This window comes from Desulfobulbus propionicus DSM 2032 (genome assembly GCF_000186885.1).
Classification (GTDB): Bacteria; Desulfobacterota; Desulfobulbia; order Desulfobulbales; family Desulfobulbaceae; genus Desulfobulbus; species Desulfobulbus propionicus.
The window spans coordinates 422,716-442,118 of the sequence record NC_014972.1 but is presented as its reverse complement, the minus strand read 5'-3'; the positions used below and the strand labels follow the sequence as shown (position 1 = coordinate 442,118).

The window sequence follows — 19,403 nt, the reverse complement described above, 5'->3', positions numbered from 1 at the left end:
CTCATTTATAGTCACCGCTACATTGCGTAGAGGCCAAGGAATAGACAGACAACCCTAAGAATATTCAGCAAAAAAGGAGGAAGAGAAAACATCATTCGCAGTTAGGACGAACTAGTTGCAACAAGCAGTTCAACAAAACTACAATGAAGGGGGAGTGCATAAATGTCTCAAACACAAACTACTTTTCCACGATGGATTCCATTGCTTGGAGGTCTTTTAGGCAGCACCACTTGCGGTTTACTGTTGTATGCTTTTAGTGTTTTCATCAAACCTCTCATGAAACAGTTCGGTTGGACGGTGCCAGAAGTTGCCATGGCATACGCCCTCATCTGTCTGATCTTTGGTTTGCTCACCTTCCCCGCCGGTCGGATCAGCGACAAGATCGGCCCCCGGAACGTTGTTCTTTTCGGCGGCCTTTTCATGGCCTTCGGTTTCTTCATGGTGTCCACCATCACCCCTCCCGACCCAGCCCTCCTTGCTGCGAAGGATCCAACCGCCTTGGCCGCCGCTAAAAAAGGTCTCTGGCTGCTCTACCTCTATTATGGTGTCATCTGTGGTATCGGCGGCGCCATGGTCTACCTGCCGCCCATCGCCACCGCGCCCAAGTGGTGGCCGGACAAACGTGCCCTGGCCACCGGCTTCACCGTTGTCGGCCTCGGCCTCGGTTCGTTCATCATGGCTCCGTTGGCCACTGGTATGATCAACCATTTTGGCAGCGCCCTGCCTGTCTTTAAATATGTCGGCATGGTTATGGCTGTGATGGTCGTCATGGCTGCCCTCTGCTTGAAAGTGCCGCCGGCAGGATACAAACCGGCCGGCTGGAATCCGCCCGCCCCCGCCGGTGGCGCTGGCGCCCCCAAGGCCTACCGCGATTATACCTACGAAGAGACCAAGAGCTCACCGCAATTCTGGCTGCTGTGGGTGGCCTACTTCTGTGGTTCCTTTGCCGGCCTCATGGTCATCGGCCTGATTGCCAAGCACGGTATCGACGCCATGTCCCTCGACTTCATCACCAAGAATGGACTCAAGGCGATCGCCGACATCCCGCCGGACGAGGCCAAGAAGATAGCCCTGGCTGCGGCAGGCGCGCCCAGCACCTTGGCCATCTTCAATGCCGCAGTTCGTATCATGGTCGGTCCGCTGGCTGACAAGATCGGCACCAAGCAGATCTTCGTCGTGCTCTTCATCCTGCAGACCGTTGCCATGCTGCTGCTCTTCCCCGCTGGCAAGAGTGCCGCCATGCTGGCCGCCTGCGCCGGTCTGATCGGCTGGAACTATGGTTCGATGTTCACCCTGTTCCCGGCCACCCTGCTGCAGTACTACGGCCCGACCCATCAAGGGTCCAACTATGGTCTGCTGTTCACTGCCTGGGGTGTCGCCGGTTTCTGCGGCCCCTACGCGGGTGGTAAGCTTCAGGCCATGACCGGCTCCTTCTTCGTGCCGTTCGTGGTTTCGGCGGTCGTTCTCGCTGTGGCGGTCGTCATCCTCATGACGCTGAAAGCTCCCGAGAAAAAACACGCCTGATCCGCTGACATCCTGTCATTAAAAAAAGGCGTTCCATTGGAACGCCTTTTTTCTTTTCCGTTCGCGCACAAGCCGACAAATCAATCCGACTTCTCTTCTATCGGCAGCAGGATCACGCCCACCACGGTGATGTTGTCATGCCCACCAGCTTGGTTGGCCAAGGTGATGAGTTGCGCCACGCTGCCGCCGATGGTGGTGGCCGCGTTACCAAGGCATTGACCGATGTCCCTGTCCGACAGCATACTGGTCAACCCGTCGGTGCACAGCAGCAGGATGTCGCCTACCGCCAGCGGCTGTTGTTGCAAGGTGGGCATGACGGTCGGTTCCGCGCCGACCGCGCGGGTGATGACGTGGCGCTGGGAGGACTGTCTGGCCTGGGAAGCAGTCAAGGCCCCTTTCCGCACCAGTTCATTGACCAAGGAATGGTCGCTGGTGAGACAGTGCAATGCATTGTCGCGCCAGCGATAGACGCGGCTGTCACCGACGTGGGCAAGCACGACCTTGTCGCCTCGCAGCTGCACCATGGCCAAGGTGGTGGCCATGTTCTTGCCCAGGGTCATTCGATGCTCATAGGTTCGGCGATTGACCGCGGCCACCACCGCTTCAAGTTGCCGCAATGGGTGTTTGTCGTTGAACAAGGCAAAAAACCTGTTGCCGGCGAAAGGGGTCGGGACAAGCTCTCGCAGATGCGCGAGCGCCGTGCTGCTGGCAACATCTCCCGCATCCAACCCACCCAGCCCGTCGGCCACGGCAAAGACGCCGGCTTCGGGATAGATCAGCAGATTGTCTTCATTGCAGCGACGCACTCGCCCCGGATCGGTTGCCCCGGCATAGACGACCTGGAAACCGCCCATGCGGCAATGCCCCTCAAGGAGCTCCATGGTTCAGCTCCGTTCGCCAGGACTGGAGATGCGCAACCGGAACACCCGCATGATCCTCACTGGACGGTAAAGGTCTTTCGGACGTTCCGGTTCAGGCCTTGGGCGCTGATCCGCATGGTCACAGTGTAGCTGCCCGGTTTAGCCGATTGGGGGACCGCGAAAGACAAGGTATTTTCCCACACCCCGTTTTCCCGTTGCGAGGATTCGTCCTTCAAGAGACTCAACGTCTTGCCGTCCTTGGACAAGGAACTTTTCTCTCGAACCTGGATCCCTTTTTTCGGCGCACCGGCAATGCTGTAGCGCAGGGTCAGGGTAATTTGATCGCCGGTGCGGACCTTGGCCGGGGAGAGAGTGGCTTTTTGAATGGCCAGCTGCAATGTGGACGTCGGCTTGGCGGTGCTTTTCCGCCGGCTGGGGGGAGCCCCGGTGATCTTGCGGGTCGTTTGCCGGATTGATCTGGCCAGATCGTCAAAAAAGGCCTCGATCTTGTTCCGCGGTTTATCCTGCGTCGCCACGTATCCGGTTCCGGCCCCGGCGGTGAACACCAGGGGCGCGCAGCCGCCAAGAAGCAAGCTGCCGACAGCAAGAACAACGAGGACCAATTTACCTGACATGAGCAAAGGGTGGGTCAGCGTATTCTTCGCGAGCGGTCTTCGATCACCTGCCACTCGTTTGCCGGATTGCCCCCGGGGCGCTCGGCGGCGGCCATGGATTCGATGGTTTTTTGCTGCCGGACCTTTTCCAACGTCTGCAAGGCGGTGACGGTTTTGGCCGCCTCGATGTCGTCCGGAACGCTGGCAGGGACGGCAACCGTGTCCTTTTCGGATCCCGTCGTGGTGATTTCTTGGCTGTTGACGGGCGCAGAGGCGGTCAAGGATGGGGTGACAAAATGATCGTACAGATACCATCCGCTGACAAGCACCAGCACGCAGGCCAGTGCCGCATACATCAACCCTTGCCGCCATCGCCGCGAAGGATCTGAGCCACGGCCAGCCCCGCACGACGGGTTCAGTAGGGTAACGGACTCGCTTTGCGCCGTCGGTTCCGCCGACACGGCCAAGAGCGTCTGAGCGTGAACCGGCGGGTGGGAGGGTGCCCGGGGCGGAATGAAGGCATGGTCCAAGCTCGGGTGCCCCCCCTCCAAGGTTTCAAGAAAGCTCTGGGCGCGCTGAAACCGCTCCGATGGCTGTTTGGCCAAGGCGGTGCGAAGAACCGCCAGTACCGTGGGGGGAAGCGTGGCTGGCAGGCGGTCCAGGCACGGCGGCTGGACCAGATGGCCGGAAAAAATCTCGGTCATGGAGCCGGTGAAGGGGGGGTGTCCGGTGAGCAGTTCAAAGAGGATGATGCCCACCGCGTAAAGGTCCGAAGCGGGACAGACCCCGCCGAAGGTCTGCGGGTCGATCCGCTCCGGCGCCATGTACACCGGCGTCCCCGGCCCTTGAACATCCAGAGCGGTCAGGCGGGTCACGGTTTGCGCCGCCATCCCCGCCCGGGCAATGCCGAAATCGGCGAGCTTGACGCGCAGATTGCCGTCGGTCCCCTGCTGGAGGAGGATGTTGGCGGTCTTGATGTCGCGATGGACGATCCCCTGGTCATGGATGCAGGCCAAGGCGCGGAGTACCTGGCGGACGATATCGAGCGTCTGGTCCAGCGGGAGGCCTTGCTCGCCAGTTTGCGAGGCAAGCCGAGCGGCCAGGGTCTCGCCGGCAAAATACTCCATCACCAGGTAGATATGCCCGTTTTCCTCGACCGAGTCGTAGAGGGTGATGATATGGGGATGGACGCCAATGGCCGCATGCATGCGGCATTCACGCTTGATGCGCGAGCGGATCTCTTCGTTGCCGCTCAACTCCGGCCGAATGGTCTTGATCGCCACGCGCCGCGCCAACACCAGATCCTCGGCCAAGTAGACATTGCCCATGCCTCCTTCGCCAAGCGGTCGCAGCATCCGATACCGGTCGGCGATCAGCACGCCACTGTCGCTGACCGCCACGGCCTTGAGCGGCTGGACAACGCTGGGGTCGATCAGCGTCTGGATGTCGTCGTTCAACATGATCGTCTATCGCGGTAAGTCAGGAATCCTGTGCAGAACAGCACCCAAAGCAGGAATTGAGCCAACAGAAAGATCATGCCACTATAATAGACGCCCTGGCCGAAGTCAAAACCTATCACCTCACGGACAAAGGCTGGAATCCATCGCGCGCCCTCGCCCTTGAGTGTATCGAACAGCGCGGTGCACACCATCTCCAGCCCCCAGCGGGCCGGCAGCAGATCCGCCGCCAGGCGCAGCGGGCCGTGCATGCGCCCGTAAAAATCAGGACCGAGGCCGCCGGAAAGCAGCAACTGCGGCAGGACCACGGCCACGGTCAGCATCACCGACAACCGGCCGCCGGTCGGATCAACAGCGCTCAGGGTCAGCCCAATGGCCACCGAACTCCAGGCCACGGCGACCATGGTCAGCCAGACCGGAAAGAAATCCGCCTGGCGCAGGGCGGGGTTGAGCCAGCACAGGGAGAGAAAGATCAGGCACTGCAGGGCGGCAAGCCCCAGGCAAAAAGGCATTTTCGCCCCAAGGTACGGCAGGATGCGCAGATGGGACATCCGCTCCCGGAGGTAAATCGACCGCTCGGTGGAAATTTCCTGACAGGCGATCAGGGTGCCGGAAAACACGGCGGTCATGACGATCATCAGCAAGACGCTCATGGGAACCGGCAAATGCGCGATGCCTTCGTAACGCAGGGCGTGGAGCAATTCAGCGCCCGAACGGGTTTCGCCAATGCCGGCCGGAGACAGGAGGAGCTTGAGCTGCGTGTCCATCAGGGCGCCGCCTGGGGCAACCAGGGCCTCTATTTCGGCCCTCCGTTCCGCCACTACCGCGTCGCTGGCCACGCCAGGGATATGCTGCGACAGGGTCACCAGGGCCAGCGCCATGGGAATGAGCAGGAACAGCAGCAGCCGTTTGCCGGCACTGGCACGGATGTGCAGGTGGCGACGCGAAAGAATGCACCAGGAACGCAGCCATTCGCCAGGAGAAAAACCATGGCCGCGCCGTGAACGATCGGCCCACAGGGTGCGCAGCCGTGCTAGCGGCCGAGAGGGGGAGGCGGTATCCATGGCCATGCACGCGTGGGCTGCCGGCGAAAGCCGCTGTTCGATATGTTGCCGAAACCAGGGAGAGGCGAGGAAACGGGCGGCATGATGGGTGGCGATCTCCTCCTGCCCTTTCCAGGAGGATGCCGCTGCCGAGGACGGGGTGTCCGCCTCGGTGAGCACGGCGAAGATACCGGTTGCCCGGGCAAGGGGCTGCTGCTCCGTGCCGAAGAAGGTTAGGGCCTCGGAGGGGGCGCCGAAGAAGACCACCCGTCCCTGGGCGAGAATCACCACCTTGTCCAGCAGGTCGAGGTTGTCGAGCAGGTGGGTGGTAATGATCACCGTGGTGCCGTGGTCGGCCATGTCCCGGAAGTGATGCATCAGCCGGTCCTCGGTGCTGGGATCCAGTCCTGAGGTGGGCTCGTCGAGGAAGAGCAGGCTTGGGCGAACCAGCAGCTCCGCGCCGATGGACACCCGTTTTCGCTGGCCGCCGCTCAGTTGGTCGATCGGCAGGTGCCGCACCGGGTGCAATCCAAGGGTTTCGATCGTGTTGTCGATGATCTCGGCACGTTGGCGTGGAGAAAGATCCGGCGACAACCGCAGGCGGGCGACATATTCAAGGCTGGCCTGCACGCTCAACTCCCGGTGGAGAATATCATCCTGGGGCACATAGCCGATGGTGTTGCGGAACAGGGCCGAGGCGCTGTCCATGGGCGTCTCGTTGCACAGCACCCACCCCCGGTCCGGACGGCTGAAACCATTGAGGGCGGTGAGCAGGGTAGTCTTGCCCGCGCCCGAAGGGCCGAGAATACCTACAAATTCGCCGGGTTCAATGCTCAGAGTGATGTCGTTGAGCAGCATTCTCGCCGTGCCGTTCGCACGCGGGGCGGTGCGGTGGAGACCGACACATTCCAGTTTGACCGACTGGCCATATTCCCGTTGGAGCACGGACAGCGAACCGTCCTCCCGGAGACGGAACTGGAAATGCGTGGACCCGATGACCACGGTGTCGTCGGGGGCAAGGAACGCCTTGAACCGGTTCGAGCCGTTGACCCAGGTTCCATTGAGGCTGTGGGCGTCGGCGATTCGCAGTGTGCCATCTTGGCTACTGAGGGTGGCATGGTGGGAGCTGACCGTTGGCTCGAAGGGCAGGGAGAGATCGCAGTGGGGAGCCCGGCCGATCAGCCACTGGGCCTGGGGTGGCAGAATCAGGTGATGCGGTTCCCGGATGCTGTGATATTGGAAACGCAGATGCGGCAGGGCGGTGCCAAGCCCGATCAGGTCGCCATCACGCAGAAAGCGCGAACCCTTAATCCGCTCGCCGTTGACAAATACTCCGTTGGTGGACTGGAGATCGTGGAGCTGATAGTCGGTTTCACCCGTTCGAGATAAGCAGGCGTGGCGGCGCGAGACAGTGGCGCCGGTAAGGACAATGTCGCAGAGGGTGCCATCGCGTCCGATGGTTGTGCTCGCCGAGGTGAGACAATACTCCCGATGGGCGCATCCGGCAGCCCTGGCTGCCAAATAAGCGGTATGTTCGCTGGGGGAAGAATGATGCCTGGAGGATGCCATGCGATGAGGAGAATAAAAGTGCAGCCCCCGGGTGCTCGGGAGGGCGGTCGGAGGCTGCACAAGAACCGTGTTGCGCTATCAATCCACGCCGAAGGACAGGATCAGCTTTTCCCGCCCGGTACCGCCGCCGGAGCGTAAGGATTTTTCAGATACAATTCCTCATCCTTGAGCGCGGGGATCGCCTTGTCGAGCTTCTGCTGCGCCTCGATGATCCGGGGGAAGGTCGGCGGTTCGATGGCCTCGAACACGGAGGCGTCATAGTACATGATGCCGCTGCCGGTCGGATATTCGACCCCGATCTTGACATTGTGCCTGCCGCCGTCCACCGGAATGTAGGCCCGGAAGGTGAGCACGTAGTCGCTCTGCATGATGTTTTGAATATCCTCGATATTGCGCGTGATGGTGTCGTAGGCGCCGCCAATGGAGTAGTACTTGCCGAAGGAATTCTTCGACAGGGCCTGCAGGTTGCGCTGATCCTTGCCCTCGGGACCGGTAAAGCACAACGAATAGATCGGCACCGGAATTTTCAGGCTGGAAATGCGGGTCATCAGATCGGAACGGCTGATGGCGCTGTCGTCATCCCGGCCGCTCCCCAGCACGATGATCGAGGTCGAAACAATGTATTCCACCTCGCTGGAGGAATCGCCGCCCACCGCGCCACCGGCCATCTGCATGGCGGCCGCCACCCCGTCGTAGAGCCTGGTCTTGTCGCCGCGCGGCTGCAGATCGGCCAGCCGCCGACCGAGGATGCCCGGTTCGCGGTCGAAATTGGACAAGACCGTATATCCCTCGCCACTGTTGTCCAGGGCGATCAGGGCCACCTGATCCTGGGGCCGCTTGGCGTCGATGAACCGGGCCGCTGCCCGGATCATGGCTTCAAAATCCTGCCCCTTCAGCATCTTGTTGGTGTCGAGCACCAGGATGGAGCGGGTCGCTTCCTCCCGGTTGCGCAACGGTTGAATGACATACTGTTTTTTTCTCGGATCGTAGGCCCGTCCCTCGACCATCACCCCGATGTTGAGCACGTTGAGGTTGACCAGGGGATTCATTTCCTGGTCAAAGGTGCGCATGTAGACATGAACAAAGGGATACAGTCCCGACTCCACGCGGAAGATCTTCAATCCATACCCCTGCGCCGGGCCACCGGCTGTGGCCGCATGGCCGAGGTTGGCCGCCAGCACAGCAGCCAGCACTAGCGCCAGGATGATCAACTCCGCAGCCACGGGTTGCAACTTTTGCCACCACTTCATTTTCAACTCCTCCGTCCGATCACTGCACTGCATTGCATACTCCTTACATCTGGGCAAAGGGTTTGCCGATATTGTTGACGCTTTTGCCACCCGGTCCTTTGATCGAGCTGTAGGCGACCTTGGTGGTGCCGGTCGCGGTGTCGAGGACAAAGGCCCCGTATCCGCCGCCGCCCTGCCAGGTGACAATCTGATAACGACCATTGCTGGCAAGGGGCACGGGCCGTTCCACCTGCGGGTCGAGCACCGCCACCGGCAGGGAAGGCGGATCGTGATGAACCGCTCCCATGAGCAGACCGGCCAACAGGACCACCAGCCCCCCCGCCAGCAAACCGCCTCCGAAATTATTCGGCCATGCGCCTTTCATTGATCATTGCCTCCGCTGAATTTTTATTCCCCAGGACCGGCTGACTACGCAACACCTGGGCGATGTCGTTGCGATCCTTGTCCTGGTTGACAGGAGTCGATTCTTTCGAGACCGATCCTGCGGCCTTGATCTCGGATGGCGCGGTGCTGGCCACGGCAGCCGGGCCGGAACTGGCCCGTCGCTGGGCCGGAACATCCTTTTTCCCGCTGGATTTGTCGGCCGCCTTGCGGGTCGCCACCTTCTCGGAAGGTGCAGCCGCCCTGTTGGCCACCTCTTTGGCCGGTTCCTTCTTCGCCGGCGCCTTGGCGACCGCCGCCTGCTGGCTTGGATTCTCCAAGGCCCTGGCCAGCAGTTCGCGGCGATAGGATACCTGCTCCATGTTGTCACCCAGTGAACTCCACAGCGCGACATACAATTCGGCGTCACCCGCCCCCTGGACTGCATACTGCTGCTTGAAGCTGGTCAGAGCGGACTGGGTCTGGGCATCGAGCTGGCCGGTAACTGGCACATTGTACCCCTTGAGGTAGAGACAGGTCTGCATTTCGCCGACCTTGTCGGTTTGGCTCAGGTTGCGGAAATCCTGACGGATCTTGTCGAGCACCACTGGATCGGGCTTCATGTTGGGGATCAGCTTCCAGTAGGGCAGATAGAGGTATTTGCCGACGATCTGCAGCACACTGGTCTGGACCAGCAGACGGATGGCCGCATGCCGGCCCTGCACCTTCTTGACCGTGCCCTTGAGGCCGAAGGTCGGGCCAAAGATGGTAAAGCCGAGCTCTTTTTCCTTGACCGCCTTGTAGACGTTGATGGTGTTGACCGTCTGCATGCGGGCCACGCCAGACATGGTCTGGAAATCGAGCAGGTTGAAATCAAGGGTGATCCGGGCCAGGCTATCCTGATCTTCCTGGTTGTAATCGAGGGATATGGTATCGCCTGGCACCCAGGATTCGTTGACGTTGAACGGTTTGGTGGTCACACCGAAATCGGTGTTGCTGCCCCTGGTTTCCAGGCCCCGGTCAAATTCGGTGATGCCGCCGGAGAGGACGACATCGGGAATCAGCTTGCCCTGGAAATTGGAATAACCGGTCACCATCTGGTTGTTGATGAACACCGGACTGTAGGGGATGTAGACCACGTTGCCGCCGATGGCGTTGAGCGCGCTTTTGGTCATCTCGGTGATGTCACGCGGGATCTCACCGTACCCATAGGTGGAAAGGCCGGTGAAGTCGGTGATATCCTTGCCCTGAATATAAGCCCGCTTGCCGTAGATCTGGGTCATCCGCCCCAATTCGGCCAGCGGCTTGTCGAAGCTGGTTTCCTTGACCTCCGGCATGTCCGACGGCAGATCAACATCCACCTGGCGCGGGTCAATCGAGGAGCAGGAGGTCAGCCCCAGGAAAACCAGCGGCAGCATCAACAGCAAAAGGCCCGGCGCTCGCCGGGATCGGGGTCTGATGGTCACAAACGGCATGCTCGTCCCTCACGCTGGATTAATTGGAAATAACGGTCTTGTCGCCCGAAGAATCATCGATGATGATGATGTCGCCATTGATCTGCGCCCCTGCATCGAGGATGACGCTGTTGAGCGCGCCGCTGTCGGACAGGACCACGTCACCGGACCCCGATGCGGCCTTGCTCCGCGCCCGCTGGGCGAGATAGGAGAAATTTTGGCTCGAACTGCTGATATTGCCGTACGAATAGGCCGAATCATCAATGGTGATGCCGTCATCGAGGTCGTCGGCGCGGACGGGGTCCGCGCGGAAGATTCCCGTCAGCAGCAGGGACAGCACCAGGGTCGCGGTGATCGTTTGCATGGAATGATCCTCCGTCGCTGTCAGTTGGCGACCACCGAATCGATGGCCACGCTGGAATTGCTGCCGGACATCGACACCGAGACGTTGCCGAGATCGGTTTTGGTCATTACCTCACCGCGCTGGGCCTCGGTCATCTGCACCGACCCGACATTGAGGCGGTTGTTGTTGCCGTCGATCACGCCGTTCAACTGACCTCCGGTCACTTCGGAAGTCACCACGCCGGCCGCGGAATTGCGCATCGACACCGAACCGATATTGGAGATGTTGTTGTTGCCCCGCACCGTGTTGCCGATGGAATCAACCTTGACCGTATTGGACACTTTACCGGCGGTCGAGTTCTGCATCTGCACCGAAGCGCTGTTGACGGTGTTGTTGTTGCCGGTGGCCGAGGCGGAGATCGCGCCGGCGGCCTGAACCCGATTGTTGACCTCGCGCGCCGTGCTGCCGGTCATGTTGATCGAGGCCGCGTTGGCGATGTTGTTGTTGCCCTTGGTTCGGGCGCTGTACTCGCCGCCCTTGACCCGGTTCTCGACGCGCAGGCCGAGCATGTCCGCCTGGCTGAGGGCCGGTGCCAGCAGCAGGGCGCCGATGGTAAGAATATGCAGGACTTTCATGATGGTTCTCCGCAGAAGGATAACATTTGCAATAGGGGATACTCCGTGCCGCAGCACATGCGGACCGCGACACGGAGGGAGGAAGCACATCAGTTGATGGCGATGGAACCGGCGTTAGCCTGGTTGTTGTTGCCGCCCTCGATGGAACTGGAAATATCGCCGGCGCCCTCAACCTCGTTGATCACCCGGCCTTTGACCGCGATGCCGCCGCCCATGGAGATGGACGCTGCATTGGCGCGGTTGTTGTTGCCGCCTTTGATCGAACTGGAGATGTTGCCGGCGGAACTGACCTTGTTGATGATGGAATCAGTGCTCTGAGCACTGCCGCCTACGGAGATGGAGGCGGCGTTGGCCAAGTTGTTGTTGCCACCGGAGATGGTGCTGGAGATATTGCCAACTCCTTTGATTTCGTTGCGGATCTCGGCCTGGAGACCATCCTGGTCGTCGTTCTGCTCGCTGGTGGTCGTGGCATCGGCGGTGGCATCGGTCGCGGTATCGGCCGTGCTGTCAGCGGCGGTATCGGTGCTGTCGGTGGTCGACGCCGTGGTATCCGTGGTGCTGTCCGTGGTCGAATCGGTGGTGGAGGCTGAGGTATCGGTGCCAGCCGTGGTGGTGGAACTGTCTGTGTTGCTGCTGGTGGCGGTGGCGTTGCTGCCGGAGTCAGAGGTGGAGGTGGAAGTTGTTGTCTGGGTCACCGGCGAAGTGGCGCTTGCGGTCTGGGTGGCGGTCTGGGTTGCCGAGGTATTGATGGTGATGACGTTGGAATTGGTGTTGGTGATGGGCTGCGCGGCAAAGGTGTTGTGATGGATCGCCCCGCCTCGATGTTTGCTGCCGAAAGAACCCAGCAACGTCGAGTCGCCGCGATCACGATGATCGGCATGGGCAACTCCGGCGGACAAAGCAAAGATAACAGCGGCTGTGAAAACTGTTTTTTTCATGATGAACCTCCTCAAATAGGTGCTTGATGTTCGTTCTTATGCTGACAGACAGCAAAACTGGTTGCCACAGCTAAAGCAACGAGCGTGCCAAGTGCAGATTTGCGCCGCGAACGAGTCGCAACACACTGAAATATGGCATCATCATTTCCAAGCCAGCTGTACCGGCGATGGCCACCGGAGGCACCCCCTCGGGGGTTCCCTTGCGGGGGATCGCGCAAATGTTCGAAAATCGAACAGCGCGGAGGAGAAAAAGAGTGATCATCTTGAAAAAAGGGAATTTTCAGGCAAAGAGCAAATTGTAGGAAAATCGGACAGACAGCGTGTTCGCCTGTTCGATTTTCCTACAAGCAAAGCGATTCAATTCTTATTATATTGAAATTTCGTACTTTTTCATTTTTTGGTAAAAGGTGGAACGGGCGATTCCCACCAAGGCCGCGGCATCGGAGATGTTGCCGTCCGCCCGCTCCAGGGCCGCCCGAAGGTGGTTCTTCTCCATCTCTTCCAGGCTGGGAAAGACTTCGATCCGTGCCGGTTCCTCCTTGCTGCCGAATTCATCGGAGAGAGCCAGTATATCACGCTCGGTGATCATTCTGCCCTGGGACTGAACGGCGAGGCGCAACAGCACGTTGCGCAACTGGCGGACATTACCGGGCCACGGGTACTGGGTGAGCCGTTGCAGGGCACTCTCGGTCAGGCGGGGCGTTTTCCAATTGTACTCGGCCGAGAACTTCTCCAGGAAATAATGGCTCAGAGGCTCGATATCCTCCAGCCGCTCGCGCAACGGCGGCACCTTGAGGGTAAAGCAGGAAAGCCGCTGGAACAGGTCGTCGCGGAATTGATGTTCCTGGATCATCGCGGCCACATCACGGTTGGTGGCGGTCACCACCCGCACATCCAACCGGCGGCTGCGGGTATCACCCAGACGGGTGATCTCGCCGTTTTCAAGAAACCGCAGCAGCTTGGGCTGCAGGGCAAGGGACATATCGGCCACTTCATCGAGAAACAGGGTGCCGCCATCAGCCAATTCCAGTTTGCCCGGCTTGTCGATCGCCTCGTGAAAGGCGCCTTTTTTTGAACCGAACAGCTCGCTTTCAAAAATGCCTTCGGGAATGGCCGAGCAGTTCAGAGGGATATACGCTCCCTTGCGCTGGGAAAAAGCATGCAGCGCCGCAGCCACATGCTCCTTGCCGCTGCCGGCCTCGCCCTGGATGAACACCGGCACATTGATGGCGGCAATGGTGCGGATATCCTCATAGAGCTTGACCATTTTCTCGCTCTTGACAATGGTTTCATCCTTGGAGGCAAGCCGGGATTTGAGGGATTCTCGCTCCCGAAACAGCCGTTGGCGGCTATTGAGATTGTCGAGCAGGACGGCACCGTGCAAGGCCAGAATTTCGAGAAGGCTCTGCGCCGCAACGTCGAAAAAAGCATCGTTTGGGTGATCGAGATACAGGCAGCCGGACGCCTTGTCCTCGCGCACCAGCGGCACACAGAGCACCGAGCGGGCTCGGCCCTTGCCCTTGCGTCGTTCCTGTCCCTCCTCTTCGATCCGGATCGAACGGCATTGCTCCATCACCAGTTGAACCGCCTCCCGGCTGATCTCCAGACTGTCCTTGCGCGGATCGAACCGGTGGGTCGCCGTGTATAACAGTTCGTTCTTCTCGTTGAGCAGGGCGAGAAAGCCGCGATCAGCTCCGGTCAACTGCACGGCGCCAGCCAGAATCCGCTCGCCCAAGGTGATGGCCTCGTCAATGGTCTGCAGGGCGAGAAACAGGCTGGCAAGGGGTACCATCGCCACCGTTTCCTCATTCATCAAGGGAGCAGGCCGTTCTACGGCGGGCGCCTCGGCCGCCGAATCCGATCCCCGATTAAAAAGAACAGTGGCCGAATCCAGCGGTCGTTGCCGTGCAGGCGGCCCGCTCTCGCCCTCCGAGGCAAACACTTTCGAAGGGCGGTCATCGTGCTGTTCATCAAGGAAGGTAAAAGAAAAGTTGGTGATGCGAAAGCTTGCCCCGTGGCCGAGACGGACACCGTTGACCCGGCGCTGCTCCATCCAGACACCGTTGGTACTTTCATGATCAAACAGCATGTAGTCGCCGTTTTCCCGCTGAGCGACGGATGCATGGTGCCGGGAAACCTGGGGTGAGGCCAGCACAAGGTCGTTATCGTTTTCGCGACCGATGGTGACCGAGCCGACAAAATCGATCACCCGATAATCGTGGGCATCCTGACAAACAATGAGTGTGGGCATGGGCACTAACGAAAAAAGGTGGTGGTTTTCATTCCCTCATGAAAAAGGGGCATCTCTCCAGACAAGGCAAGGAACTCCGCTCAAGAGATGGTTCTGTCCTCGGCTAGAATAAGAGAATGTACACCGGCTCACAATCGATTCGCATAAAAACTGAGGATTAAATGTGTCTTGGCTCAGCGCGAATAGGATAACCGCTGGCTGGCGGGGCTAGTTCATGGAGCCAACACCGGCCCCAAACAGCCGAAGATCTGGACCTGGCATCCATATTCCTTTGCTATTGTCAACCGCCTGATCGGCGAGGAGTTTTTATACCGCGTTGAAGGTGTCAAGCGAGAACCGGCCACGGAAGCAAGCCGCCGTGGCCGGAAAAACAACGCGGAAAAGAAACCGGAAGATTGTTTTTATTTTCCGTAGATGGTCTGAGAGGGGTGGCTATCGATTTTGATTTGTTTCGACTGATTAATCGACTGTCGCGTCGATTGCTGGATCTGACTGACATCCTTATGCTGCTTTGAAACAAGATCCTTGTCCTGACGAGAAAGGGCGCGCGTTGGAGGACTGCCCGGTCCTTCTCCTGCCAGGACATCAACGACATCCACCCCCAAGGCGATACCCAGCGAAACCGCCACCGTTGCAATCGCCAAACTTTTTTTCAGCGAGTGATTCGCTGCTTGTTGGTCCTTATCCACCTGCCGGTTCTGGGTCGTTTCCATACCTGTCTCCTCCTTGAGGTTGTGCTGCCCACTGCCGGACAGCCTTTATTTGCAGTTTCATCCGTGCATCGATGTCGCCGGGCACCGGGGTGCCGGTGCGTTGGCAGTATTCGCGCACCGTCCGATCAAGGTCAATCCAGACCAGTTGGCACCTATCATCGCTTTCCGCTTCGGCCTCTCCCCCCGCCGCGTCGCTGACCGCTGTTGCCTGGAGTGGTGCAAGATCCTGCTCATGTAGATGTTCGACAAGATACCATAGCAGATCGAGATAGAGGTCAGCGGCTTCCATGAAGGGAAAGGCCTCTTGGTCCTGCAGGTAGCGGGCAATGGTGCCTTGGGCATGGAGCTCTCCCTGACAACCATCCTCAAGGGCCAGCTGGGCAAAGGTTTCCACGCCCAGGGAATCAACGTAGCGGCCAAGCGGATACAGCCGACACACTAGCGGCCGGTCGGGATGAACCGTACAACCGTCGGCCTGCAGAAAAACGCAGGCACCTTGATCATCAAAGCGCAACACGGTGCCGCCGGTGGTATAGCGAGCAATGAAATCGGTGGTGGAGATTCCCAAACGACCAGCCAGGCGGGCGGTTTCGTACGGGTTGAGCTGAATCTTCTTGAAGCGACAACAAGTAAGGCAGCGACGACAAGTAAAACCAAAGGGTGATTGACGGTCGAGTTCGCTGGCACACAAGGATAGCGTCATGGCGGTCCTCACCCGGCGGGATGCGGGGGAACAATCGGTCTAGTGTGCAAGCAATACCGTCAAGTTACAGGATTTGCAAAGGAAAGAATGAAAGGATTGAAATTTTGACCAGCAGGCACGAAAAAGGGGAACGCAATATATTCACCTGCTGAAGTCTGTTTGCCCTCATTGTGTATTTTGAAAGGAGGACAAGTCACTTGTGACTCACCAACAAAAAAAGCCTGCTAGCTGGCGAGAGCTAACAGGCTGATATTTTGGCGTCCCCAACCGGATTTGAACCGGTGTTGCCGGCGTGAAAGGCCGCAAAACAGCACGCTTTCCCGATCTATATAGCTATTTTTATTATATTTTTCTCCACACAGCTCTTTTCTTTTCCTTATTTTTGGGGGAAAATGTCCTTCAAAAATCCTTCAGCTTCAAGGCTTTCGGGACACATTTAAGCTTGTTTTTTTATATCCAATTGAATATAATTTGTTTATGAAAGTGATTCGATTTCTCGGGGATTCTTTGAAGTGCTTACGTTCCTTTCCGGAGGGTGCCCGGCAGGATTCCGGTTATCAGCTTGATAAGGTGCAACGAGGGGAACAGCCAGATGATTTTAAGCCCATGCCTTCTATCGGCAAAGGAGTAGAAGAAATTCGCATCTGGGATGAATCCGGAACTTTCCGCATTATCTATACTGCAAGGCTTGCTGACGCGGTGTTTGTGCTCCACGCATTTCAGAAGAAAACGCAAGCAACTTCAAGAAAGGATATCGACCTTGCTAAATTCCGATACTCTGAACTGATGAAGGTGTTCAAATGATCGAAATGGAAACCTATAACAATATTTGGGATGCATTAACCGACACACCGGAACAGGCTGCCAATCTTCGGGCAAGGGCTGAACTGATGCGCCAGATTGCAGCCATTATTAAAGCCAATGAATGGAAGCAGGCCGATGCCGCCTTGCATTGCGGTGTGACTCAACCCCGTATCAATGATTTATTGCGTGGTCGTGTCTCTCGTTTCTCCTTGGATGCTTTAGTGAACATTGCAACGGCTTTAGGTCGGCGTGTTCACCTGGAGCTTGAACCGGCCTGATTCGGTAACGTTCATTCTGGTTTCGGCTTATTTGAATAAACAGTTTGACCATTTTCGTTAACCCAGCTGTACAGTTTCTTGCCTCGAGGTTGCTGTTGTTTTGCTGGTTCAACGACTGTGTTTTCGGTTGCCATGCTTTTCCGGCGCTCTTCAGCTATGGTTTGTTGCTTGACGTCCTCAAGTATCTTTTGGAGATAATGTTTTCGCGCATCTTGCGCTTCGATGGCTATTTCTTTTTGCTGTTCAATCTTTTGTCTTTGTCCAATCAATAATGCTCCCAAGGCTCCAACGAAACAAGCGCTTAGGATGAATAAAGCCCATTTTTTTAACGGGGTAAAATCATAGGTCCATTTGACGTTTGATACATTTTTTTCGCCGTATTTTGTGAATTTGTACCCGGTTAAATCTTCACTTCTTTTGCCTGAAAAGTTGTCGTTAGGATTCAAAACGGTCACAAGTTACCTCATTATATTGCTTTAACACCACGTTGTAACAACTTGAAATTTTACAACTTTTAAACACTTTTTATGCTACCTTTGATGATGGGGACTCAGGCTGAGCAATTCCCCCTTCGGCCTTTCTTTTCTTCCATTCACTGAACATCGGGAAAAAACTTTCGATCTGGTTTTTCAACCATTGTGTGTTTTCCGATCTGCCCGTTTCCTTCGCCCACTCTTCAAGTTCTTCGTAAAAGGCCATATCTCCTTTTAGTTCCTCTAAGGTTTTAGGCCCTACACCCGTCATTATCCATTCTGTCAGCAATCCAAATTCTTTTCCAACTAAATAGGCCCAACCTGGCGGGAATTTACCTTTTGATTTCATTTCCGAAACAGCAGGTTGCGATATTTTTATAATATTAGCAAGCCCTTGAAGGCTTTTTAAGTTTGTTTCGATCTTTATCCTTTCCCATATTTCTTCAAATTCACTTTTCATAAGAAATCTTATATTTTTTTGTTGACCAATAGGTTTTCCTATTATAAGGTTTCAATCAATAAGAAAACTTATAACCTCACCACTTCTAATAAAGAGACGGCCATGCCAACCATCACTTCCACCGACGAACCGACCATTAAAAAACTGAAATACGCCCTCACCCGGCAAGTTCCCGACATGATGAGCGGGTTCACCATTCACACCAATTACGGCGATATCCAAATCGGTTCCGATTATGCCGAAGCCTTTCGCAACCTTACCGCCGACATTCTTCAGTACGAACTCAACAAATTACGAATTCTGTGAGGTTATCCATGACTTATCATGATTCCCTGATTCTTTTCGGTCTGTTTCTCGTTTTCCTCGGGTTCGGCTTGCTCATCTACTGTCAACTGCTCTCACTTTTCGCGCGTATCCATACACGGCTTTTTCCCCTGATGTACAAATCCTACCAGGAGAGCCAACCAGTCATTCCGGAAAAATCGAGGCTCACCTGATGAAATACCATCTCGGCAAAGACATATCCGGATCAAAAAAATATCCGCTCCACGAAGTGGCCGTCATTCTCTGCGCGCGGTGCAAGGAGCGGTATCAGTTGGCGCCGCTGCTTGTTCTGAACCGTCGAGTAGATCAGCTTGTCTGTCCTCGTTGCCATAACAGAATAACTTTTTCCCCCGATCAGCCTGCCCTGGGTCCGTCGGACCAGGGCAGGCTGATCGGGCAATTCACCTTCCCCCTTACCCTAACCCATGACTTGAACCATCAACTCAACATTCAGAGGTAGAACAATGACAACTGAAAAAACTCCTGAACAACGCAAAGAGAATTTCGGGATGTTCGTAAAAGGCATCTGTAACGGTTTCCGTCAGTATACCCGGAAAAAAACCGGTGAAGTGGTCACTCAACTTTTGATCAATCTTCCCGGCGCTACATCTTCCCTTCAGATCGAGGTTCCCACTGGCACCGACTTGACCAAGTTCCATGATTTTGAACCTGTCTCGGTGAAGATTATGCCATCGTTTTATGAAGGTCGGATTATTGGCTTCAACTTGGCATGACCTCCGATGACGTGCTTACTCTCTTCGGGCACCTCGAAGAGCTAAGAACAATTGGTTACTGGCTTGCCACGTTGCTCGCAATCAATGCCGGGTTACTGGCTGCCAACATCGTGGCATCGACCATTCAAATACGATTGGGCCGATAATGAGCGAATTTGATTTCATCCAAATTTTCGGATCATCCTTCGCGGTCGGCCTGCTGATTTGGATTTCAGCCGTGGGCTTCCATTTGGCGCTCAACTTCCTGAAATCCATACTTTGGCTATAACGGGGCCTTGGCCCTCAAACCGTTCAATCAGCACAGGAGGCATATTATGCTTAGCGCTGCCAACTTTACTGACGCCGCAACTGAAGTAACCTCCATGATCGCCCTGGCTATTACGGGCGGTATGGGCATCTACGGTTCCATTAAGGGTGTTCAGGTTGGGTTGTCCATGTTCAGCCGTCTCATCCAGGGGCGTTAATCATGGGCTTGCCGTCCATTTCATATTTTGACATGGCCACGGCTGCAACCGGCTGGCTGGCAATCTCGGTGGTGAGCATTTTCGGGGTTATTGCCTCGCTCATCGCTGTGATTGCCGGTCTTCGTGTCTTTTCCCGTTTCATGTATTTCAGA

22 protein-coding genes and 1 tRNA gene are annotated in these 19,403 nt (G+C 56.9%); 6 read left to right on the top strand and 17 right to left on the bottom strand.

Annotated elements, in window-relative coordinates:
- The first annotated feature begins 162 nt into the window (after positions 1-162).
- The gene (locus tag DESPR_RS02085; RefSeq protein WP_015723160.1) at positions 163-1,524 is read left to right on the top strand and encodes an L-lactate MFS transporter; all 1,362 of its coding nucleotides are present in this window, start codon (positions 163-165) and stop codon (positions 1,522-1,524) included.
- Positions 1,525-1,604: 80 nt separating this feature from the next.
- Here DESPR_RS02085 and DESPR_RS02080 read toward each other — a convergent pair whose 3' ends face one another.
- From DESPR_RS02080 to DESPR_RS18250, 14 genes are all read right to left on the bottom strand, one after another.
- A complete protein-coding gene (locus tag DESPR_RS02080) occupies positions 1,605-2,405 on the bottom strand; it encodes a PP2C family protein-serine/threonine phosphatase (protein ID WP_015723159.1) in 801 nt (266 codons plus the stop codon).
- Between the two features lie 56 nt (positions 2,406-2,461).
- Positions 2,462-3,019 carry a hypothetical protein gene (locus DESPR_RS02075; protein ID WP_015723158.1) on the bottom strand — a complete coding sequence of 186 codons (558 nt, stop codon included), beginning with the start codon at positions 3,017-3,019 and terminating at the stop codon, positions 2,462-2,464.
- A gap of 14 nt (positions 3,020-3,033) precedes the next feature.
- Entirely contained in the window at positions 3,034-4,458 is a 1,425-nt protein-coding gene (locus DESPR_RS16945; RefSeq protein WP_015723157.1) for a serine/threonine-protein kinase, read from the bottom strand.
- The gene (locus DESPR_RS16940) at positions 4,452-7,019 is read right to left on the bottom strand and encodes an FHA domain-containing protein (protein ID WP_052302036.1); all 2,568 of its coding nucleotides are present in this window, start codon (positions 7,017-7,019) and stop codon (positions 4,452-4,454) included. The genes DESPR_RS16945 and DESPR_RS16940 overlap by 7 nt, the downstream gene beginning before the upstream one ends.
- Positions 7,020-7,168: 149 nt before the next feature.
- Complete coding sequence (locus tag DESPR_RS02060; RefSeq protein WP_218918268.1) at positions 7,169-8,317, bottom strand: vWA domain-containing protein; 1,149 nt, start codon at positions 8,315-8,317, stop codon at positions 7,169-7,171.
- 43 nt (positions 8,318-8,360) lie between these two features.
- The gene (locus DESPR_RS02055) at positions 8,361-8,681 is read right to left on the bottom strand and encodes a hypothetical protein (protein WP_015723154.1); all 321 of its coding nucleotides are present in this window, start codon (positions 8,679-8,681) and stop codon (positions 8,361-8,363) included.
- Entirely contained in the window at positions 8,659-10,143 is a 1,485-nt protein-coding gene (locus DESPR_RS02045) for a DUF4384 domain-containing protein (RefSeq protein WP_169701505.1), read from the bottom strand. The genes DESPR_RS02055 and DESPR_RS02045 overlap by 23 nt, the downstream gene beginning before the upstream one ends.
- A gap of 28 nt (positions 10,144-10,171) precedes the next feature.
- A complete protein-coding gene (locus DESPR_RS02040) occupies positions 10,172-10,495 on the bottom strand; it encodes a hypothetical protein (RefSeq protein ID WP_015723152.1) in 324 nt (107 codons plus the stop codon).
- Positions 10,496-10,515: 20 nt separating this feature from the next.
- The gene (locus tag DESPR_RS02035) at positions 10,516-11,109 is read right to left on the bottom strand and encodes a hypothetical protein (RefSeq protein WP_015723151.1); all 594 of its coding nucleotides are present in this window, start codon (positions 11,107-11,109) and stop codon (positions 10,516-10,518) included.
- Between the two features lie 89 nt (positions 11,110-11,198).
- On the bottom strand, positions 11,199-12,047 hold the full coding sequence (locus DESPR_RS02030; RefSeq protein ID WP_015723150.1) for a hypothetical protein: 849 nt from the start codon (positions 12,045-12,047) through the stop codon (positions 11,199-11,201).
- A 367-nt stretch (positions 12,048-12,414) separates the two neighbouring features.
- Entirely contained in the window at positions 12,415-14,298 is a 1,884-nt protein-coding gene (locus DESPR_RS16935) for a sigma-54-dependent Fis family transcriptional regulator (RefSeq protein ID WP_015723149.1), read from the bottom strand.
- A gap of 401 nt (positions 14,299-14,699) precedes the next feature.
- Positions 14,700-15,011, bottom strand: coding sequence for a hypothetical protein (locus DESPR_RS02020; protein ID WP_015723148.1), 312 nt, complete (start codon positions 15,009-15,011; stop codon positions 14,700-14,702).
- Positions 14,980-15,714: a YkgJ family cysteine cluster protein gene (locus DESPR_RS02015; RefSeq protein WP_015723147.1), complete on the bottom strand. Its 735-nt coding sequence runs from the start codon at positions 15,712-15,714 to the stop codon at positions 14,980-14,982. The genes DESPR_RS02020 and DESPR_RS02015 overlap by 32 nt, the downstream gene beginning before the upstream one ends.
- Positions 15,715-15,969: 255 nt before the next feature.
- Positions 15,970-16,051, bottom strand: a tRNA-Glu gene (locus tag DESPR_RS18250).
- A 140-nt stretch (positions 16,052-16,191) separates the two neighbouring features.
- On the opposite strand from DESPR_RS18250, the gene DESPR_RS02010 reads away from it, so the two are divergent.
- Together DESPR_RS02010 and DESPR_RS02005 are read left to right on the top strand one after the other, a co-directional pair.
- Positions 16,192-16,518, top strand: coding sequence for a type II toxin-antitoxin system RelE/ParE family toxin (locus DESPR_RS02010; RefSeq protein ID WP_015723146.1), 327 nt, complete (start codon positions 16,192-16,194; stop codon positions 16,516-16,518).
- On the top strand, positions 16,515-16,796 hold the full coding sequence (locus tag DESPR_RS02005; RefSeq protein WP_015723145.1) for a helix-turn-helix domain-containing protein: 282 nt from the start codon (positions 16,515-16,517) through the stop codon (positions 16,794-16,796). The genes DESPR_RS02010 and DESPR_RS02005 overlap by 4 nt, the downstream gene beginning before the upstream one ends.
- An 11-nt stretch (positions 16,797-16,807) precedes the next feature.
- On the opposite strand, the gene DESPR_RS18245 is transcribed toward DESPR_RS02005, so the two are convergent.
- Positions 16,808-17,251, bottom strand: coding sequence for a DUF4124 domain-containing protein (locus DESPR_RS18245; protein WP_169701504.1), 444 nt, complete (start codon positions 17,249-17,251; stop codon positions 16,808-16,810).
- A gap of 70 nt (positions 17,252-17,321) precedes the next feature.
- Complete coding sequence (locus DESPR_RS02000) at positions 17,322-17,729, bottom strand: helix-turn-helix domain-containing protein (RefSeq protein WP_043769542.1); 408 nt, start codon at positions 17,727-17,729, stop codon at positions 17,322-17,324.
- A 102-nt stretch (positions 17,730-17,831) separates the two neighbouring features.
- Between DESPR_RS02000 and DESPR_RS01995 the strand changes: the two genes are divergently transcribed.
- The 3 genes from DESPR_RS01995 (at position 17,832) to DESPR_RS01980 (ending at position 18,787) form a co-directional block, all read left to right on the top strand.
- A complete protein-coding gene (locus tag DESPR_RS01995) occupies positions 17,832-18,035 on the top strand; it encodes a hypothetical protein (RefSeq protein WP_015723144.1) in 204 nt (67 codons plus the stop codon).
- Positions 18,036-18,043: 8 nt separating this feature from the next.
- The gene (locus DESPR_RS01990) at positions 18,044-18,226 is read left to right on the top strand and encodes a hypothetical protein (RefSeq protein WP_015723143.1); all 183 of its coding nucleotides are present in this window, start codon (positions 18,044-18,046) and stop codon (positions 18,224-18,226) included.
- Between the two features lie 291 nt (positions 18,227-18,517).
- Complete coding sequence (locus DESPR_RS01980; protein WP_015723141.1) at positions 18,518-18,787, top strand: hypothetical protein; 270 nt, start codon at positions 18,518-18,520, stop codon at positions 18,785-18,787.
- Between the two features lie 447 nt (positions 18,788-19,234).
- Here the strand turns inward: DESPR_RS01980 and DESPR_RS18240 are convergent, their stop codons facing one another.
- Positions 19,235-19,393 carry a hypothetical protein gene (locus tag DESPR_RS18240; RefSeq protein WP_169701503.1) on the bottom strand — a complete coding sequence of 53 codons (159 nt, stop codon included), beginning with the start codon at positions 19,391-19,393 and terminating at the stop codon, positions 19,235-19,237.
- Positions 19,394-19,403: the final 10 nt, after the last annotated feature.

Bases quoted from the DNA above. Each gene is read 5' to 3' on its own strand.
- DESPR_RS02085 (WP_015723160.1), top strand. From the start codon at position 163: ATGTCTCAAACACAAACTACTTTTCCACGATGGATTCCATTGCTTGGA.
- DESPR_RS02080 (WP_015723159.1), bottom strand. From the start codon at position 2,405: ATGGAGCTCCTTGAGGGGCATTGCCGCATGGGCGGTTTCCAGGTCGTC.
- DESPR_RS02075 (WP_015723158.1), bottom strand. From the start codon at position 3,019: ATGTCAGGTAAATTGGTCCTCGTTGTTCTTGCTGTCGGCAGCTTGCTT.
- DESPR_RS16945 (WP_015723157.1), bottom strand. From the start codon at position 4,458: ATGTTGAACGACGACATCCAGACGCTGATCGACCCCAGCGTTGTCCAG.
- DESPR_RS02060 (WP_218918268.1), bottom strand. From the start codon at position 8,317: ATGAAGTGGTGGCAAAAGTTGCAACCCGTGGCTGCGGAGTTGATCATC.
- DESPR_RS02055 (WP_015723154.1), bottom strand. From the start codon at position 8,681: ATGAAAGGCGCATGGCCGAATAATTTCGGAGGCGGTTTGCTGGCGGGG.
- DESPR_RS02040 (WP_015723152.1), bottom strand. From the start codon at position 10,495: ATGCAAACGATCACCGCGACCCTGGTGCTGTCCCTGCTGCTGACGGGA.
- DESPR_RS02035 (WP_015723151.1), bottom strand. From the start codon at position 11,109: ATGAAAGTCCTGCATATTCTTACCATCGGCGCCCTGCTGCTGGCACCG.
- DESPR_RS02030 (WP_015723150.1), bottom strand. From the start codon at position 12,047: ATGAAAAAAACAGTTTTCACAGCCGCTGTTATCTTTGCTTTGTCCGCC.
- DESPR_RS16935 (WP_015723149.1), bottom strand. From the start codon at position 14,298: ATGCCCACACTCATTGTTTGTCAGGATGCCCACGATTATCGGGTGATC.
- DESPR_RS02020 (WP_015723148.1), bottom strand. From the start codon at position 15,011: ATGGAAACGACCCAGAACCGGCAGGTGGATAAGGACCAACAAGCAGCG.
- DESPR_RS02015 (WP_015723147.1), bottom strand. From the start codon at position 15,714: ATGACGCTATCCTTGTGTGCCAGCGAACTCGACCGTCAATCACCCTTT.
- DESPR_RS02010 (WP_015723146.1), top strand. From the start codon at position 16,192: ATGAAAGTGATTCGATTTCTCGGGGATTCTTTGAAGTGCTTACGTTCC.
- DESPR_RS02005 (WP_015723145.1), top strand. From the start codon at position 16,515: ATGATCGAAATGGAAACCTATAACAATATTTGGGATGCATTAACCGAC.
- DESPR_RS02000 (WP_043769542.1), bottom strand. From the start codon at position 17,729: ATGAAAAGTGAATTTGAAGAAATATGGGAAAGGATAAAGATCGAAACA.
- DESPR_RS01995 (WP_015723144.1), top strand. From the start codon at position 17,832: ATGCCAACCATCACTTCCACCGACGAACCGACCATTAAAAAACTGAAA.
- DESPR_RS01990 (WP_015723143.1), top strand. From the start codon at position 18,044: ATGACTTATCATGATTCCCTGATTCTTTTCGGTCTGTTTCTCGTTTTC.
- DESPR_RS01980 (WP_015723141.1), top strand. From the start codon at position 18,518: ATGACAACTGAAAAAACTCCTGAACAACGCAAAGAGAATTTCGGGATG.
- DESPR_RS18240 (WP_169701503.1), bottom strand. From the start codon at position 19,393: ATGAAACGGGAAAAGACACGAAGACCGGCAATCACAGCGATGAGCGAG.